At 65.3% G+C, this 15,418-nt stretch carries 17 protein-coding genes; 9 read left to right on the top strand and 8 right to left on the bottom strand.

What is annotated here, in order from left to right; genetic code table 11:
* On the bottom strand, positions 1-1,086 hold a 1,086-nt coding region (locus tag IL54_RS12885; RefSeq protein WP_037478624.1), incomplete at its 3' end, for a phospholipase D-like domain-containing protein.
* A 125-nt stretch (positions 1,087-1,211) separates the two neighbouring features.
* Here IL54_RS12885 and rpoZ point away from each other — a divergent pair.
* Positions 1,212-1,556: a DNA-directed RNA polymerase subunit omega gene (gene rpoZ / locus IL54_RS12880; RefSeq protein WP_037476174.1), complete on the top strand. Its 345-nt coding sequence runs from the start codon at positions 1,212-1,214 to the stop codon at positions 1,554-1,556.
* An 87-nt stretch (positions 1,557-1,643) separates the two neighbouring features.
* Here rpoZ and IL54_RS12875 read toward each other — a convergent pair whose 3' ends face one another.
* Together IL54_RS12875 and ung are read right to left on the bottom strand one after the other, a co-directional pair.
* Positions 1,644-1,823, bottom strand: a complete 180-nt coding sequence (locus IL54_RS12875; RefSeq protein WP_037476173.1) for a hypothetical protein — start codon at positions 1,821-1,823, stop codon at positions 1,644-1,646.
* Complete coding sequence (gene ung, locus IL54_RS12870; protein ID WP_037476171.1) at positions 1,820-2,506, bottom strand: uracil-DNA glycosylase; 687 nt, start codon at positions 2,504-2,506, stop codon at positions 1,820-1,822. The genes IL54_RS12875 and ung overlap by 4 nt, the downstream gene beginning before the upstream one ends.
* 94 nt (positions 2,507-2,600) lie before the next feature.
* On the opposite strand from ung, the gene IL54_RS12865 reads away from it, so the two are divergent.
* Genes IL54_RS12865 through IL54_RS12855 form a run of 3 tightly spaced genes read left to right on the top strand, consistent with a single transcriptional unit; the run spans position 2,601 to position 5,143 of the window.
* Positions 2,601-3,608: a serine hydrolase gene (locus IL54_RS12865; protein ID WP_037476169.1), complete on the top strand. Its 1,008-nt coding sequence runs from the start codon at positions 2,601-2,603 to the stop codon at positions 3,606-3,608.
* Positions 3,609-3,667: 59 nt separating this feature from the next.
* Positions 3,668-4,033 (top strand): DUF962 domain-containing protein, encoded by a 366-nt coding sequence (locus IL54_RS12860; protein WP_037476167.1) that lies wholly within the window; start codon positions 3,668-3,670, stop codon positions 4,031-4,033.
* Between the two features lie 42 nt (positions 4,034-4,075).
* Positions 4,076-5,143 carry a GNAT family N-acetyltransferase gene (locus IL54_RS12855; RefSeq protein ID WP_037476165.1) on the top strand — a complete coding sequence of 356 codons (1,068 nt, stop codon included), beginning with the start codon at positions 4,076-4,078 and terminating at the stop codon, positions 5,141-5,143.
* On the opposite strand, the gene IL54_RS12850 is transcribed toward IL54_RS12855, so the two are convergent.
* Together IL54_RS12850 and IL54_RS12845 are read right to left on the bottom strand one after the other, a co-directional pair.
* Positions 5,121-5,990: a cupin-like domain-containing protein gene (locus tag IL54_RS12850; RefSeq protein WP_037476163.1), complete on the bottom strand. Its 870-nt coding sequence runs from the start codon at positions 5,988-5,990 to the stop codon at positions 5,121-5,123. The genes IL54_RS12855 and IL54_RS12850 overlap by 23 nt on opposite strands.
* Positions 5,987-7,117, bottom strand: coding sequence for a GNAT family N-acetyltransferase (locus IL54_RS12845; protein ID WP_037476161.1), 1,131 nt, complete (start codon positions 7,115-7,117; stop codon positions 5,987-5,989). Before IL54_RS12845 ends, IL54_RS12850 begins: the two co-directional genes overlap by 4 nt.
* Positions 7,118-7,348: 231 nt before the next feature.
* On the opposite strand from IL54_RS12845, the gene IL54_RS12840 reads away from it, so the two are divergent.
* The 4 genes from IL54_RS12840 to IL54_RS12825 all read left to right on the top strand — a co-directional run bounded on the left by IL54_RS12840 (position 7,349) and on the right by IL54_RS12825 (position 11,053).
* Positions 7,349-8,350, top strand: a complete 1,002-nt coding sequence (locus IL54_RS12840) for an NAD-dependent epimerase/dehydratase family protein (protein WP_037478622.1) — start codon at positions 7,349-7,351, stop codon at positions 8,348-8,350.
* Between the two features lie 353 nt (positions 8,351-8,703).
* Complete coding sequence (locus tag IL54_RS12835) at positions 8,704-9,663, top strand: KpsF/GutQ family sugar-phosphate isomerase (RefSeq protein WP_052027689.1); 960 nt, start codon at positions 8,704-8,706, stop codon at positions 9,661-9,663.
* 5 nt (positions 9,664-9,668) lie between these two features.
* Positions 9,669-10,469 carry a 3-deoxy-manno-octulosonate cytidylyltransferase gene (kdsB, locus tag IL54_RS12830; RefSeq protein WP_156106209.1) on the top strand — a complete coding sequence of 267 codons (801 nt, stop codon included), beginning with the start codon at positions 9,669-9,671 and terminating at the stop codon, positions 10,467-10,469.
* The gene (locus IL54_RS12825) at positions 10,469-11,053 is read left to right on the top strand and encodes a histidine phosphatase family protein (RefSeq protein ID WP_037476157.1); all 585 of its coding nucleotides are present in this window, start codon (positions 10,469-10,471) and stop codon (positions 11,051-11,053) included. The genes kdsB and IL54_RS12825 overlap by 1 nt, the downstream gene beginning before the upstream one ends.
* Here the strand turns inward: IL54_RS12825 and IL54_RS12820 are convergent.
* Positions 11,050-12,087, bottom strand: a complete 1,038-nt coding sequence (locus IL54_RS12820) for a S66 peptidase family protein (protein ID WP_052027688.1) — start codon at positions 12,085-12,087, stop codon at positions 11,050-11,052. The genes IL54_RS12825 and IL54_RS12820 overlap by 4 nt on opposite strands.
* 2 nt (positions 12,088-12,089) lie before the next feature.
* A complete protein-coding gene (locus IL54_RS12815; RefSeq protein ID WP_037476155.1) occupies positions 12,090-12,533 on the bottom strand; it encodes a cupin domain-containing protein in 444 nt (147 codons plus the stop codon).
* Positions 12,534-12,586: 53 nt separating this feature from the next.
* Here IL54_RS12815 and dapE point away from each other — a divergent pair, with 53 nt between their 5' ends.
* Positions 12,587-13,729, top strand: coding sequence for a succinyl-diaminopimelate desuccinylase (gene dapE, locus IL54_RS12810; protein ID WP_037476153.1), 1,143 nt, complete (start codon positions 12,587-12,589; stop codon positions 13,727-13,729).
* Here the strand turns inward: dapE and IL54_RS12805 are convergent.
* On the bottom strand, positions 13,730-15,418 hold a 1,689-nt coding region (locus tag IL54_RS12805; RefSeq protein ID WP_076605580.1), incomplete at its 5' end, for a putative bifunctional diguanylate cyclase/phosphodiesterase.

Below are 15,418 nucleotides of genomic sequence, written 5' to 3'. Positions count from 1 at the left end.
CGTGATCGTCCGGCTCAACGCCGCCTGCCGGTCGATCATCTGCCGCACCGCCGCCGCAAAGCCCGCATCCTCGATCCGCAGCATCACCTCCAGATTGACGAACAGGCTACGCATGTCGAAATTGGCCGACCCCACGAACACCGCATCGTCGATAACGAACAGCTTCATGTGCAATTTATGCGGCTGATATTCGTCAATCTCCACCCCGCGCTTAAGCAGCGGCCCGTATAAGAGCCTGGCCGCCGCGATCGTCGCACCATTGTCCGACTTGGCAGGCAGGATCAGGCGCGCGCCGTCCCGCTGCGCCGCCCGTGCGATGCGCTTGAGCATGCCCCGGCCCGGCGAAAAATAGGCCGCGACCATATCGACCCGCCGCGCCTGCTCCATGTCGTGCTTGACCACCTTCGCCCAGGGGCTCAGCCGCCGGGTGGGACCACCGACCAGCCAGCGAAAGGGATCGGCCTGTTGCGGATGCAGGCTCGGATTCCAACCCCGGACCATGCGTCGCAAGGTGCGGAACCGTTGCTTGCGCGTCGAGACCCAGCGCCACAACTGCCCGTACCAGCGGGTCATCACCTCGACCTGATCGCCCTCGATCATCAGCCCCAGGTCGCACCAGCAACCATCCGCCGGTATGCCGAAATAGCCATCCTCGATATTGAAACCGCCGATCATCAGCCGCTGGTCGTCGGCGATCGCCATCTTCTGATGATTGCGGATCAGGTAGCGGGTCGACCGCCGCGTCCCGAAACGCCCGAAATGCGCGCCCGCGTCGATGAGCGGGGCAAAGAAGCTGTCGGGCGTCTTGCCCGACCCGAAACCATCGACCATCAGCGTTACGGCGACACCGCGCCCCCGCGCCGCGACCAGCGCATCCCGCACCAGCACGCCGCTGCCATCATCGGCAAAGATATAATAATAGAGTTTTAGGCTATGGCGCGCGCCTTCGATCAGGCCGATCAGCGTGTCGCGCAACGCCACCCCTTGCGTGATGAGCCGCAGCCGGTTGCCCGCCAGCATGATGGTGATATCGTCCGCTTCGCTGTCCGCATCGGCCAGCGGCGGGGCTTGATCGTTGATCGCCATCTGCGCCTCATGCCCCTTTGCGCCATGATTTGCCAAGGCCTTATGCCCTTTTCATTGACTCCCATGGGTCATGCTGCTAGGCGACGAATTCGAAATTTCCCTTCGCTGTATTCAGGAGGCCCTGTTTGGCCCGCGTCACCGTCGAAGATTGCGTCGACAAAGTTACCAACCGTTTTGACCTCGTCCTTCTCGCCGCTCAGCGCGCGCGGGAAATTTCCGGCGGGGCCGAACTGACGGTCGATCGCGACCGCGACAAGAACCCCGTCGTCGCTCTGCGCGAAATCGCGGAAGAGACCGTTCTGCCGGACGAACTGCATCATTCGCTCGTCGCGTCGCTGCAGAAGGTGCAGATTGACGATGACGACACCCCCGATGAAATCGGCTCGATCGCCCAGTCGGCAGAGGCTCTTCGCCTCACCGCCGCCGCGCCGCCGCGCAACCAGAATATCGGCGGCGACTACGACGGCTGATCGCCTTATCCGTTTGGAGAGGGAAAGAGGCTCGGCCTGCGCAAGCAGGACCGGGCCTCAACCCTTTTTGGGCAAAAGATAGAACGCTTACCCCACCGGTCGCGCGATCCGCTTGCCCTTGGTCCGGCTGGTCAGGTGGAACAGCCCGCACCGGTCGCAGCGATAGGGCCGCAATATAATCGCGGCGCGCACCATCGCCTCCCGCGCTTCCTCTTCCGACCCATAGCGCCGCTTGCGCGCGCAGATGCTGAGCCGGGTGCGTTTCACAGCGGCGGCAGCGCCCAGTCGATGCCCCCACGTCCCTGCGCTTCCAGAAACGCATTGGCCTGTGAAAAAGGCCGTGATCCCAGAAAGCCATTATGCGCCGACAGCGGGGAAGGGTGGGCGGATTTCAGGATCAGATGGCGGCTCTGATCGACGAAGCCCGCCTTGCGCTGGGCATAGGCGCCCCATAGCAGGAACACGACCGGCTCCTCTTTCTGCGCCACCAGCCGCACGATCGCGTCGGTAAACAACTCCCAGCCCTTGCCCTGATGCGACGCCGCCCGGCCCATCTCGACCGTCAGCACGCTGTTGAGCAGCAGCACGCCTTGCCGCGCCCAATGTTCGAGAAAGCCATGCCCGGCCCGCGCAATCCCCAAGTCGCTCTCCATCTCCTTGTAGATATTGACGAGCGAAGGCGGCGTCCGCACGCCGGGCTGCACCGAAAAGCACAGGCCATGCGCTTGCCCCTCGCCATGATAGGGGTCTTGCCCCAATATCACGACCTTGACCTGGGCGAGCGGGGTCAAGTCGAGCGCACGGAAATATTCGCTGCCCTTGGGGAAGATGCGTTTGCCTGCCGCCTTCTCCGCCTCCAGAAAGGCTTTCAGTCCCTGCATATGCGGGGCGGCGAACTGGTCGGCTAACGCCTCACGCCAGCTTTCGTGCAGCTTGATGGTTCCGCTCATGCCGCCTGATGGCCCGGCGCGTAAAGCCCTGTCAATCGCGTCCGACAGGGTAAATGCGCTTGCGCGGCATCGTCACATCCGCAAAACAGACGCCATGCGCTTCCATCGCCCGATCGCCCTTGCCGCCGCCTTCGGCCTTTTCCTGGCCCCGCTGCCCAGCGCCGATGCCTTCGGTCCCGTCAAATCCGCTGTCCAGCAAACCGCCGAAACCCGCCTGATCGCCCAATTTCAGCGGTTTGCGACCCTCACCGACGGCACGGTCGGCATCACCGTGCGCGACCTTGCCAGCGGCGAAAGCCTCTCGCTCAACGGCGACACGCTCTTCCCGATGGCCAGCGCCTATAAGGTCGCGGTCGCGGGCAAGATCTTCGCCATGATCGACGCCGGACAATTGGCGCTGACCGACATCGTGCCGCGCGACGTCGCCACCATGGGGCCGGGCGCGGCGCTGCCGGTGGCGCAATTGCTCGACTTGATGCTGACGCAGAGCGATAACCATGCCACCGATATGCTGGTCGCGCGCGCCGGTGGCCCGACGGCGGTCAATGGCTGGGTTGCGGGGCTGGGGATCAAGGGGCTGCGCGTCGATAGCAACACCGCCGACCTGCTCTACCGCGCCATGGACCTCGCGCCGCGTCCGGGCAATTTCAACCGCAACGTCGCCGCCGCGCTGGCCGCCGATCCGGCGCTGCGCACCCGCGACAGTCGCGACCTCCCCAATATCGCCTTCGCCCGCGATCCGCGCGACAGCGCGACGCCGACCGCCATGACTGACCTGGTAGCCGCGATCCGCACTGGCCGGGCGCTTTCGCCCGCCAGCACCCATGCCTTCATCACCATCATGGAACGCTGCCGCACCGGCAAGACGCGCCTGCCCGGCATGTTGCCGCCCGGCACGACGATCGCGCACAAGACCGGCACGATCAACGGCACCGGCAACGATACGGGCGTCATCACCCTGCCCGATGGGCGGATGTTCGCCATCACCGTCTTCGTCATGCAGGATCATCGCGGCCGGGTGATGCGCGACCGGATCATGGCGGAGGCCGCCCGCGCCGCCTATGATTATTTCCTGTTCGCGCCCGATCGCGCCACGGCCTGACGCATAGGCCTTAACAGCGATCCCGGAAGGCTTTAAAGTCTTTCATTGAGAGGATTGCCGTGACCCGTCTGACCCGTTTCCGTGATTTCTGGCCCCATTATCTGCGCGAACATGCGCGCCCTGGTACGCGCGCGCTCCATTATGCGGGGACCAGCCTGGTCGTGCTGCTGGCGGCGGCGGCCCCGGTCGCTGGCCGTTGGTGGATGGCGGCGGCGCTGCCGGTCGTCGGCTATGGCTTCGCCTGGGTGGGCCATGGCCTGATCGAGCGCAACCGGCCCGCCACCTTCCGCTATCCGCTCTGGTCGCTGCGCGCCGATTTCGTCATGTGGCAGCGGTTCCTGACCGGCCATATCGGCCGCGATCTTGCCCGCGCCGGGGTGCGCCCCGATGGCACGGTCGATCCTGATCGGCGGACGACCGCATAGCCGCCGCTTGACCGCGCCGGATGCTCTGCCACAAGGAGCGCGATGGCTCTTACCGCATCCTTTTCGCTGCCCGATCGTGCGGCGCTGGCAACCCGTTGGCAGGCGCTCGAAGCACGCGCTGACGCGTCCTTCTTCCTCGGCTGGACCTGGACTGGTGCCTGGCTCGACAGCTATGCCATCCGTCCCGAATTGCTGGCCATCACGGACGATAGCGGCAACCACGTCGCCCTCGCGCTGGTCGGCCACGCGATGCAACCGCGCCTACTGGGCAGCGTCGCCACGCTCAGTCTCAACCAGTCGGGCGATCCCGCCGCAGACCGCCCCTATGTCGAATATAACGGCTTGCTGGCAGAGGCAGGCCGGGAGGCGGAAGCCGCCGCCGCCGCCGTCGAAGCGCTCACCCGCCGCCGCGACTGGCGCGCTCTCCGCCTCAGCGGCATTGCGCCGGACTCGCCGCTGCTGAACCTGCCCGCCCGCCGCAAGACGCGCCGCGACGTGTCGCCCGTTTATCAGGTCGATCTCGCCGCCGTGCGCGCCGCGAATGGGGATTATCTGTCACTGCTCAGCGCCAACACCCGCAGCCAGATTCGGCGTGCGATGAAGGATCATGGCGGTCCTTTGCCAGACGTCGCCGTCGCTGGCCTCAACGACATAACCCCCTGGCTGGACGAGATGGCAGCGCTCAACAGCGGTCGCCACGCCGACAATGCGTGGGACGATGCGGGCTTCCGCGCTTTCGTCGCCACCATCGCCGCGCGCGGCTTGCCCGGCGGCTCGGTCGAACTGCTGCGCTTCACTGATTCAGGCGGGGTGGTCGGCCTGCTCGTCAACTTCGTCCATCGGGGCGTCGCGATGAACTATCAGTCCGCCTTTGCCGAACCGCGCACTGCCAAGGACAAACCCGGCCTGCTCTGCCATGCCGCCGCCGTCGCATATTATGCTGAGCGCGACCTGTCGCTCTACTCGCTGCTCGCGGGCAAAGATCGCTACAAGCAGAGCCTTTCCACCTGCGAGGAAAGCCTGGAATGGTGGATGATCGAACGGTTCAGCCCGCGCCTCGAAGCCGAAGCGCTGTTGCGCCGCCTGCTTAAACGCCCAGCTTCCGCATGATGCGATAGACGAGGCGGCGCAGCCCCTGCCGTTCCGGCCGGGCGCTGACCGTGCCGGTGGGCAGGCCGCGTTTGCGCAGCAGCGCGTTGAAACTGTGCAATTCGCCCTCCGCCACGCTGCGTTCCGACCGCCATGTCACCGACAGGCTTATCGATACGGCAGGGCCGTTCTCGACGAAATGGGGTGCTTTCACCGGCACATGGATCGCCTCGCCCGGCGCCAGCGGAAAAGCGGTGCCGCGCGCCTTGAACCCGTCCTGCCACACCAGATTGCGATGCCCGCCACCGTGGAAATCCTCGCTCTTCTGCGCCGGGACCAGCGCTTCGTCGCGCGCGGGAAAGACGGTCATCACCTTGTCGCCCATGATCTGGAGCAGGATATTATGCTCCGGGTCCATGTGGAACGGCGTTACGCTGCCCGGCGATGTCAGGAAGATGAAGGCCTCGCGATGCAGCATCGGCCCGGTCGCGGCATGGACGATCGGCTCCAGATCGGCGAGCGCCGCATCCAGCAGCGCGCCATAGGCCGGGTCGCGTTCGACATTCTTCAGCACCGCCCAACTGCCATTGGTCTCGATCGTGCGGATCGTCTCATCCAGCGTCAGCCCGTTGGACGGCGTATCCTCCGGCCGCACGCCGAGCGGCAGTTTGCCCAGATTATATTCCACCGACGATGCAGGCATCCGCTCCGCCAGCGTCGCCAACGCGTCGAGCGTCAGCAATGCGTGCCCGACCAGGTCGTGGCACAAACGGGCGGGCTGGCCGGGGTAAGCGGCGGCGAAGGTCGCGCGCGCAGTGTCGGGGAAGGTCGCGACCCTGGCGGCCGCGATCGGGCTATGGGCGGTCATCCCTGTCCTTTCAAAAGTCTGGCGGCACTCTCGACGCCATTGGCGATGGCAAAGGCCGCCGCCCGCTGAAACTGCGTCATGCCCTGGCCGTGGAGGGCGATACGATATTGGACGATTGTGCGCCGTTCGGCCCACAGGCTGTCGATCATCGGATGATCAGGCGCGGCGCAACTGTCCATCCAGCCGATCGCCGAATCATCCTGCACCGCATGCAGGTTGGCGATCTCGATCAGGACGCCGGGCGAAAAACGGCCATATTCCTCATCGATCGCTATCTTGAAGGAAAAGGCACCCGCGCCATGGCGAAAATTGACCAGCATCGCGATCGCCCGCTCGTCAAGGTCGAGCCGCAGCATATGCAGCCGCCCGGCATCGAACCCGGCAGCACAAGCCGCGCGGAAAAAGGCTGCGTCCGCAGGCTTGCAGCCCATCGCCGTTCCCTCGCGGCCCTTCCAGCCCGACGCTTCGAGCGCCAGAAATTCCCCGCACCAGCGCGCCACGTCGCTCCGATCGGTCAGCAACCGGCTTTCTACAACGCCCAGGTCCGCCAGCCGCTTTTGCAGCCGCCGCAATTCCTTGCGCTTCTTCGCCCGGACCTGGCTCTCCCAATAGGCGTCGGCGGTCAGGTCCGACCGCAGCATCGCCCGGTCATAGCGATGAATCTCGCGCCATCCGCGCCGCTGCTCGACGCACACCGCTTCGATGGCGGCGGCATTGGCCCCCGCCGCGTCGATCGCTTCGAGATGGAGGAAGCCGCGCGCCCAGGGGGCTTCGTCCAACTGCGCCAGAAAGCTGCGCCACGCCGCCGCCTCATGCCCCTGCCGGATTATCGGCGCGCCGAAAAAACAATGATCATGCACCCAATTGCCGACGCAGCCGATCGGCAGCCGCCCATGGCGCGATCGCACCGTGACGGGCAGCAGGCCGATCAGCCTGTCCCCCTCGCGCGCTTCGATCAGGCGGACGTCGCCATCCGCTGCCAGATGATCGATCGCGGCTGCCAGCATATCGGGCGCATAAAAAGCATTGGCCTCTGCCGCCTGGACGGCCAGATCCTCCCAGCGCGCGCGCTGCGGCACGCCCGCCGGATGGGAATAAGGGGGCAGGGGATGGGATGCCATGTCCATCTTTCCGCCTTTAGATCGGAAAGATTAGGGAAAGGCTAAATCCTCCACGCTATAGCGTTTTCCAAGCAGGTGGAATCACCTGCTGACTCGGAAAACGCGGCAAACCAAAACCCTAGAGCAGCCGAGCCGATGCAATCGGATCGGAAACTGCTCTAGGACGCGACCCGACGAGGCTTTACATATAAAGGCGGATCGTCGGACAGCAGGACCGACAGGCGTGGAGAAATGGGCATGACGATATTGGTCACGGGGGCTGCGGGTTTCATCGGCATGCATGTCGCCGATCGCCTGATGGCGCAGGGTCATGCCGTGGTCGGCATCGACAATCTCAACGATTATTACCCGGTGTCGCTCAAGCGCGCGCGACTCGACAGCCTGTCCGCCGCCCATGGCAAGCTGTTCACCTTCCACCAACTGGATTTCGCGGACATGGATGCGGTCAACGCGACGCTCCATGATCAGGTGATCGAATCGATCGTGCATCTGGGCGCGCAGGCCGGGGTGCGCTATTCGCTCATCAACCCCCACGCCTATGTCCGCTCCAACCTGGCGGGGCATGTCAACATGCTCGAACTGGCGCGCGAACGGCGGGTGCGGCATCTGGTCTATGCCTCCTCCTCCTCGGTCTATGGCGGCAATGACACGCTGCCTTTCCGCGTCGAGGATCGCGCCGACCATCCCGTCTCGCTCTACGCGGCGACCAAGCGCGCCGACGAACTGATGAGTGAGACCTACGCCCATCTCTTCCGTATCCCCATGACGGGCCTGCGGTTTTTTACCGTCTATGGTCCCTGGGGCCGCCCCGACATGGCGATGTGGATCTTCACCTCAAAGATCCTCGCGGGTCAGCCGATCCCGGTGTTCAACCATGGCCGGATGCAGCGCGACTTCACCTATATAGACGATATCGTGACCGGCATTTTGGGCTGTCTCGATCATCCCCCCGCCGACGATGGTGCGCTCAAGGCAGGCGGCAGCCGCGCGCCGCATCGCCTCTACAATATCGGTAACAACCGGCCCGAAGAATTGATGTACCTCATCGCCGTGCTGGAGGACGCGATAGGGATCAAGGCCCAGATCGACTTCCAGCCGATCCAGCCGGGCGATGTCCATGCGACCTTCGCTGACATCAGCGCCATCGCACGCGACATCGGTTTCGCGCCATCGGTGAGCATCGAATCGGGTGTCCCCCGATTCGTCCAATGGTATCGTGATTATCACGGAGTCTCATAAGGTTGCCGGACGCCGCACGCGCGAAGCTGAAAATGGCTGCGCGGCTGGTCGCTCAAAGCCGTCGTTTCGGCGGATTTTGGGGCGCGGACAGGGCCGTCTTTTTCCTGTAATGATTTTTTCGCAGTTGCAAAAAGGATTGCCATAAGTCCCTGAAACGGCGTAAACAGTCGCACCATGCCGGGCGGTATTTCCGTCCGGGGGTCGCGGAACAAGGGAGGACATCACGCCGAAATCGGCGGTTCGTCCACCGTCTCCGCCAGTGAGACAAGCTCGCGGCGGAGCGCGGAAAAAAGGGCAAACGCGTGTCAACATCAGCATCCAAGATCGTGCCTTTCGGCTCAGGTGGCCGTATCGTGGAGACGGCGTGCAGAAGCCTCTCCATCGCAGCGACCGGCCTTAACGAACTCGAAGCCCGCTTTGGCCAGCGGGAATTTGCCGCCACCTTCCTGCGCCTTGTCGGCGTCTTGATGCAGGTGCGCGGTCGTGTCATCGTCACCGGCATCGGCAAGAGCGGCATCGTCGCGCGCAAGATGACCGCGACGCTCACTTCCACCGGCACGCCTGCCATCTTCCTGCATCCCGCCGATGCCGGGCATGGCGACCTTGGCATGGTGACGCCCGACGACGTCGTACTGATGCTGTCCCATTCGGGCGAATCGACCGAACTCGGCCCGATCATTCAATATTGCAAACGCTTCGCCATCCCCTTGCTGGCGATGACCGCGCAGGCGCAAAGCACCGTCGCGCAGGCCGCCGACATTTGCATCCTGATGCCCGAAGTGCAGGAAGCCTGTCCCAACGCGCTGGCCCCCACCACTTCGACCACGGTGCAGATGGCGTTCGGCGATGCCCTGGCGATTTCGCTGATGGAAATGCGCGGCTTTTCCGCCGACGATTTCCACAAATTCCACCCCAATGGCCGTCTCGGCGCGCAACTGCTCAAGGTGCGCGAACTGATGTCGAAGGGCGGCGACGTGCCGCAGGTGCGCCAGGACGCCTCGCTGCTCGACGCAACCATAGAAATGACCCGCGCGCGCCTCGGCGGCACGGCGATCACGGATAATGAAGGGCGGCTGATCGGTGCCTTCACCGATGGCGACCTGCGTCGAGCCGTCACCGCCAAGCAGAATCTGACCGAACCGGTCGGCCGTTTTATGACGGTCACGCCCCACGCCATCACCCCCGACGATCTCGCCCATGAAGCGCTGCATGTCATGCATGAGCATAACATCATGCTGCTGTTCGTCTGCGAAAAGGGCCGCCTGGTCGGTGCCGTCCATATGCACGACTTGCTGCACGCCGGGGTCGCCTGAACCATCTGGTCGTCATTCCCGCGCGGGCGGGGTCTTCCCGTCTGCCGCGCAAGCCCCTGCGCCTCATCGCAGGGCGCACGCTGCTGCATCGCACGATCGCCATGGCGCGCGCGGCGATCGGCGACAGGGCAGGGGTGGCGCTAACCGTCGCCACCGATGACGCCGAAATCGCCGATCATGCCCGCGCGGTGGGCTGCGAGGCGGTGATGACCGACAGCGCCATCGCCGCCGGGTCAGGCCGCGCGCTCGCCGCCGCCTTGGCCCAGCCCACAGCACCCAACTTCGTCATCAACCTTCAGGGCGACTCACCCTTCCAGCCCCAGGGCGCGCTCGGCGCCGTCATCGTTGCGCTGGAGGCGGGCGCCCAGGTCGCCACCCCGGTCATCGCGCTGGACTGGCCCGCGCTCGACGCCCTGCGCGATCACAAGACCCGCTCGCCCTTCAGCGGCACCACTTGCGCCCGCGCGCCCGACGGCCATGCCTATTGGTTTTCCAAAGCGATCATCCCTGCCATCCGCAGCGAAGACAGCCTACGCGCCAGCCTGCCGCGCTCGCCCGTCTGGCGGCATGTCGGCCTCTATGGCTATGCGCTGAACGCGCTGCTTCGGTTCGAGGCCTGCCCGCCCACAACATTGGAAAATCTCGAAGGGCTGGAGCAACTCCGCCTCTTGCAACTCGGCATTCCGATCATGACCGTCCCCGTCGATCCGCCCTCCTTCGACAGTTCGGGCATCGATACCGAAGCCGATATCAGCCGCGTGGAAGCACTGATCGCCCAGCATGGCGACCCCACGCCTCCGCTCTGATGCGCCACATCTTCATCATCCGCCACGGCAACACTTTCGCCAGCAGCGCTGAGGCCTGCCGCATCGGATCGCGCACCGACATCCCGCTGGTCGACAGCGGTCACGCCCAGGCCGAGCGCCTCGGCACCTGGTTTGCGCAGCAATCATTCCCCATCCACCGCCTGTTCAGCAGCCCGCTCCTCCGCGCCCGTCAGACCGCCGCTGCGATCGCCGCCGCTACCGGCCATGCGCAAGATGACACGCGCGACTGGCTAGGCGAGATCGACCATGGCCCCGACGAAGGGCGCCCCGAAGCCGACGTGCTCGACCGCATCGGCGCGCAAGCGCTGGCGGACTGGGAAGAACGGGGCATCGCGCCCGATGGCTGGATCGTCGATGCCGAATCTCGCATCGCCGCCTGGCGCGCCTTCTTCGCGCAAGCCGGGGAGGGGGGCGACCTGCTCGTCACTTCCAACGGCGCGGCCCGCTTCGCGCTGCTGGCGCTCGGTCTGCCGCCGCGGAAGCTGCGCACCGGGGCGTTCGGCGAACTGGCCATCGCTCCCGATGGCGCGGTCACCCTGGTCCGCTGGGATGAGCGGCCTTAGGCGACAGCCGCCTCCAGCAACCGGATCGTCCCGGCGTCCGCATCCATCTCCGCCCGCACGCCCAGCGGCAGGCTGAACTGGTTGGCGACATGGCCGAACTGCGCCCCTTGAAAGACGGGGATGCCGAGCGGCTCAAAATGCTGCTGCAACACTTCCGACAGCGTAAACCCACCATAGGACGGCCCACTCGCCCCGCAATCGGTACATTGGCCGAACACCACGCCCGCCAGCCGCCCCAGCACGCCCCCCAGCGCTAGCTGGGTCAGCATCCGGTCAATGCGATAGGGCGCTTCGCCAATATCCTCGATAAACAATATCGCGCCGCTGAAATCGGGTAGCCAGCCCGTTCCCATCAAGGCCGCCAGCACGGTCAGGTTGCCGCCCAGCAATCGCCCGCTCGCCTTGCCGGGGTGAAAGGTGCGGATGCGCCCGGCGCGCGGGACCAGCCGGTCCTCATTGCCGACCGGATTGGCAAAGGTCGGCATCGCCCCGTCGAACGCGACCGCACGAAATCCATCCCAGGAAAAACGGCCCCAACTGCTCGACGCATTGGGGCCGTGGATGGTGGTGAAACCCGCCCGCGCGGCAAAGGCCATGTGCAGTGCGGTGATGTCCGAAAAGCCGATCAGCAGCTTGGGATTGGCGCGGATCGTCGCGAAGTCGAGCAAAGGCAGGATGCGCGCGCAGCCCCATCCGCCGCGCACGGCGAACACGGCGCGCACCTGCGGATCGGCGAAAATAGCATTGACGTCGGCGGCGCGCTCCTTGTCGGTCCCGGCGAGATAGCCATGGCGCGCGGCCAGATGCGGCGCAGGTCGGGGCACCAGCCCCATCGCCACGATCGTTTCCTTGACCAGATCAAGGTCGAACATATCGTCGGTAAAGCCAGCCGGTTCGATCAGTCCGACCACGTCGCCGGGCCGCAGACGCGGCGGCTTCACCAATGTCGCAGGCAAGGGCGCAACCGGCGGTGCCTTGGCCGCCACCAACATCGCGCCCATGCCCGTCACCAGCGCGCGCCGATCCATCCGCATCGTCAAAAGCCGCTCCCATCCTTGTGGCGATATTGACCGCTCGACCATCGCAGGTCGATGTCGGCATAATGGCAATCGCCGGTCGGTGGCCGCCCGAACGCCAGGAAAGTGCAATCGACGTCGCTTTCATTGACCAGATGATGGCCATTCGGCTCGCCCTTGGGAAAGGCCGCCATGTCGCCCGCGCGCAGCAGCGTGCGCCCATCCTCCTCGACCAGCATGGCTTCCCCCGCCAGCATCACGACGAACTCGTCCTCATCCTCATGCCAATGCCGGTTGGACGACGCCGCGCCAGGTTTCAGCACGACATGGCTGACGCCGAAATCCGAGAGATCGCTTGCAGGGCCCAGCCGTCTTACCCACCGCCCGGCAACGATGTCGGCATGGGGCGCGGGATAGCCGGTGGCATTGGTCTGCGCGATGGCATCCAGGTCGATCCGGGGCACGGCCTTGTCTCCTCCTGCTGGCCAAGCGGCCCGGCTTTCGCTAACGCCTGGGCATGACCAGCACCAGAGCCAATCATGATGTCGTGGCGCTTGCCGAGCAACTGCTTGCCTGCCCCTCCGTAACACCCGCGACCGGCGCCGTCTTTACCGCGCTGCAGGCTATGCTGGAACCGCTGGGCTTTACCGTCGACCGTTTCGTCACCGGCGATGCGCCTGATGGCCCGGTCGAAAATCTCCTCGCCTGGCGCACCACGGGCGGCGGCAAGCATTTCGCCTTTGCCGGGCATCTCGACGTCGTGCCGCCGGGGCCGGGCTGGACCAGCGACCCGTTCGTTCCCGAACAGCGCGGCGATTTGCTCTACGGCCGCGGCGCGGTGGACATGAAGGGGGCGATCGCCGCCTTCGTCGCAGCGCTGCACGATCTGCCCGACGATCTGCCCGGCACGATCAGCCTGATCATCACCGGCGATGAGGAAGGCCCGGCCGTTCATGGCACGCTCGCGCTGATGGAGCGGATGGCCGCGCGCGAACTGCGCCCCGACCTCTGCCTCGTCGGCGAGCCGACCTCGTCGGCGCAGTTGGGCGACGTGGTGAAGATCGGGCGCCGCGGTTCGGTCAATATGTGGATCAGCGTGGCGGGCAGTCAGGGCCATGTCGCCTATCCCCATCTCGCCGATAATCCGATCCCCAAACTGGTCCGCATCCTGTCCGCGATAGAGGCCGAGACGCTGGACGAGGGCACCGACTGGTTCCAGCCCAGCAATATCGAAATTACCGACCTCGACGTCGGCAATCCGGCGCATAATGTCATTCCCGGCCTTGCGACCGCGCGCATCTCGATCCGCTTCAACGACCGGCATAGCGGCGCGTCGCTGATTGAGCGCATCACCGCCATCGCCGCCACCGAGGGCGGCACGGTCGAGGCGAAGATCAGCGGCGAACCCTTCCTGACCCCGCCCGGTGCGTTCAGCGATCTGGTCAGCGGCGCGATCCGCGATGTCACCGGCCTTGCCACCGACCTGTCGACCACCGGCGGCACGTCGGACGCCCGCTTCCTCTCGCGCCTTTGCCCGGTGGTGGAATTCGGCCACAACAATGCGACGATGCACAAGCTTGATGAAGCGGTCGCGGTGCAGGATTTGCGCGATTTGCAGCGTATCTACGCGCTGATCGTCGAGCGCGCGCTACAGGGCTGATCAGCCCCGGCGTGGCTCTGGCTGGCGCAGCAACAGGACGCGGTCCGGGCTTTCGGTCGGGGTGAAACGGTCGAGATAGGCTTGTTCCCCCGTCGGCCGGGCGAGATGATAGCCCTGAAACTGGGTGCAACCGATGACGCGCAGCATGTCCATCTGCGCCTCGCTCTCAATCCCCTCGACCACAACTTCCAGGCCCAGCCCTTGGATCAAGCCCACAACCGCCGAACAGATGGTCCGCGCTTCGGCCGATGTCGCAATGTCGCGCACTAGGCTGCGGTCGATCTTCACGCGATCCACCGGCAATTCCTTCAACCGCGACAGGTTGGAATAGCCGGTACCGAAATCGTCGATCGCCACCCGCACCCCGTCGCGTCGCAGCGCCGCCAACTGATCCAGCACGCGCGGCTCCATCTCCATCGCCAGCGACTCGCTGATCTCCAGTTCCAGCATCGTCGTCGGCGTCTGGTGGGTGGCAATGGCGTGGCGCAGGCGCAGGAAGAAATCAGCCTGCCCCAGTTCGCGGGTGGAGATGTTGATGGCGATCCGTTGGCTTATGCCCGCCGCTGCCCAGCGCGCGGCGGTTTCGCACACCCTGTCCATCACCCAGTCGCCCAGCGCGACGATCACGCCGCTTTCCTCCGCGACAGTGACGAACGCGCCCGGCATGAGGATGTCGCGTTCGGGATGCGCCCAGCGCACCAGCGCCTCGGCGGCCACCGCGCTGCCGCTGCCAATGTCGATCTGCGCCTGAAATTCCAGAATGAACTCGTCACGCTGCAACGCCAGCATCAAATCGCGTTCCAGGTCGGCCCGGTCGGATGCCTCCAGCGCCAGTTCCGCGCTATACATTTCCGCACGGCCGCGTCCCTCATGCTTGGCATGATACATGGCGACATCGGCCGCGCGCAGCAAAGCCGTCAGCGTCTCGCCATGGTCGGGGTAGCAGGCGATGCCGATCGACGCGCCCAGGTCGACATGCTGACTGCCCAAATCAAATCGTTCGCCCAGCGCAAACTGGATGGCGCGGGCAATGCGCGCCGCCGCACTATGGCCGGGCAGGTTGGGGAAGAACATGGTGAACTCGTCACCCGCCAGCCGCCCGATCACGGCATCGCCCGACCCGGCAGCGACCTGCGCCATCACCACTTCGCGCAGCCGCCCGGCGACCCGCGCCAGCAGTTGGTCGCCCGCGGCATGGCCCAGCGTATCATTGACGCCCTTGAACCCGTCCAAATCGATGAAGAACAAAGCGGCCTTACGCTCCTCCACCCGCTCGGCGAGATGGCGTTCGACCTGACGGCAAAAGCTGGTGCGATTGGCGAGGCCAGTAATCTGGTCGAACAGCGCGAGCGTCTGGACATGGTCCAAATTGGTCCGCACCTGGCTGAACAGGCTTTCCATCGCCACGGAAAGATCGGGCATTTCGCGCGCGATATCGCCCGGCACCGGCGATTGCAGGTCGCCATGCGCGGCCGACACGAGCCGTTCGGTCGCCATGTCGATGGCGGTGGCGGTGGTCGCGACCGTTTGGCGCGCCGAAGCCCAGCTCATCGTCCCGCATAATATGGCGATGATCAGTGCGCGGCTGATCTGCCCGATGTCATCGGGCTGGCCGGGCGTATAGCCGAGGATGAGCGACAGGATGAAGACCAGCGCGCCTGCGGAGCAGGCGAACGCAGCAGCGCGGCT

Origin of the sequence: Sphingobium sp. ba1 (genome assembly GCF_000743655.1) — a bacterium.
Classification (GTDB): Bacteria; Pseudomonadota; Alphaproteobacteria; order Sphingomonadales; family Sphingomonadaceae; genus Sphingobium.
This window is presented reverse-complemented; position numbering and strand designations above follow the sequence as displayed.

Coding starts and splice junctions, on each gene's coding strand:
- ung (WP_037476171.1), bottom strand. CDS start 2,506: ATGAGCGGAACCATCAAGCTGCACGAAAGCTGGCGTGAGGCGTTAGCC.
- IL54_RS12865 (WP_037476169.1), top strand. CDS start 2,601: ATGCGCTTCCATCGCCCGATCGCCCTTGCCGCCGCCTTCGGCCTTTTC.
- IL54_RS12855 (WP_037476165.1), top strand. CDS start 4,076: ATGGCTCTTACCGCATCCTTTTCGCTGCCCGATCGTGCGGCGCTGGCA.
- IL54_RS12850 (WP_037476163.1), bottom strand. CDS start 5,990: ATGACCGCCCATAGCCCGATCGCGGCCGCCAGGGTCGCGACCTTCCCC.
- IL54_RS12845 (WP_037476161.1), bottom strand. CDS start 7,117: ATGGACATGGCATCCCATCCCCTGCCCCCTTATTCCCATCCGGCGGGC.
- IL54_RS12840 (WP_037478622.1), top strand. CDS start 7,349: ATGACGATATTGGTCACGGGGGCTGCGGGTTTCATCGGCATGCATGTC.
- IL54_RS12825 (WP_037476157.1), top strand. CDS start 10,469: ATGCGCCACATCTTCATCATCCGCCACGGCAACACTTTCGCCAGCAGC.
- IL54_RS12820 (WP_052027688.1), bottom strand. CDS start 12,087: ATGCGGATGGATCGGCGCGCGCTGGTGACGGGCATGGGCGCGATGTTG.
- dapE (WP_037476153.1), top strand. CDS start 12,587: ATGACCAGCACCAGAGCCAATCATGATGTCGTGGCGCTTGCCGAGCAA.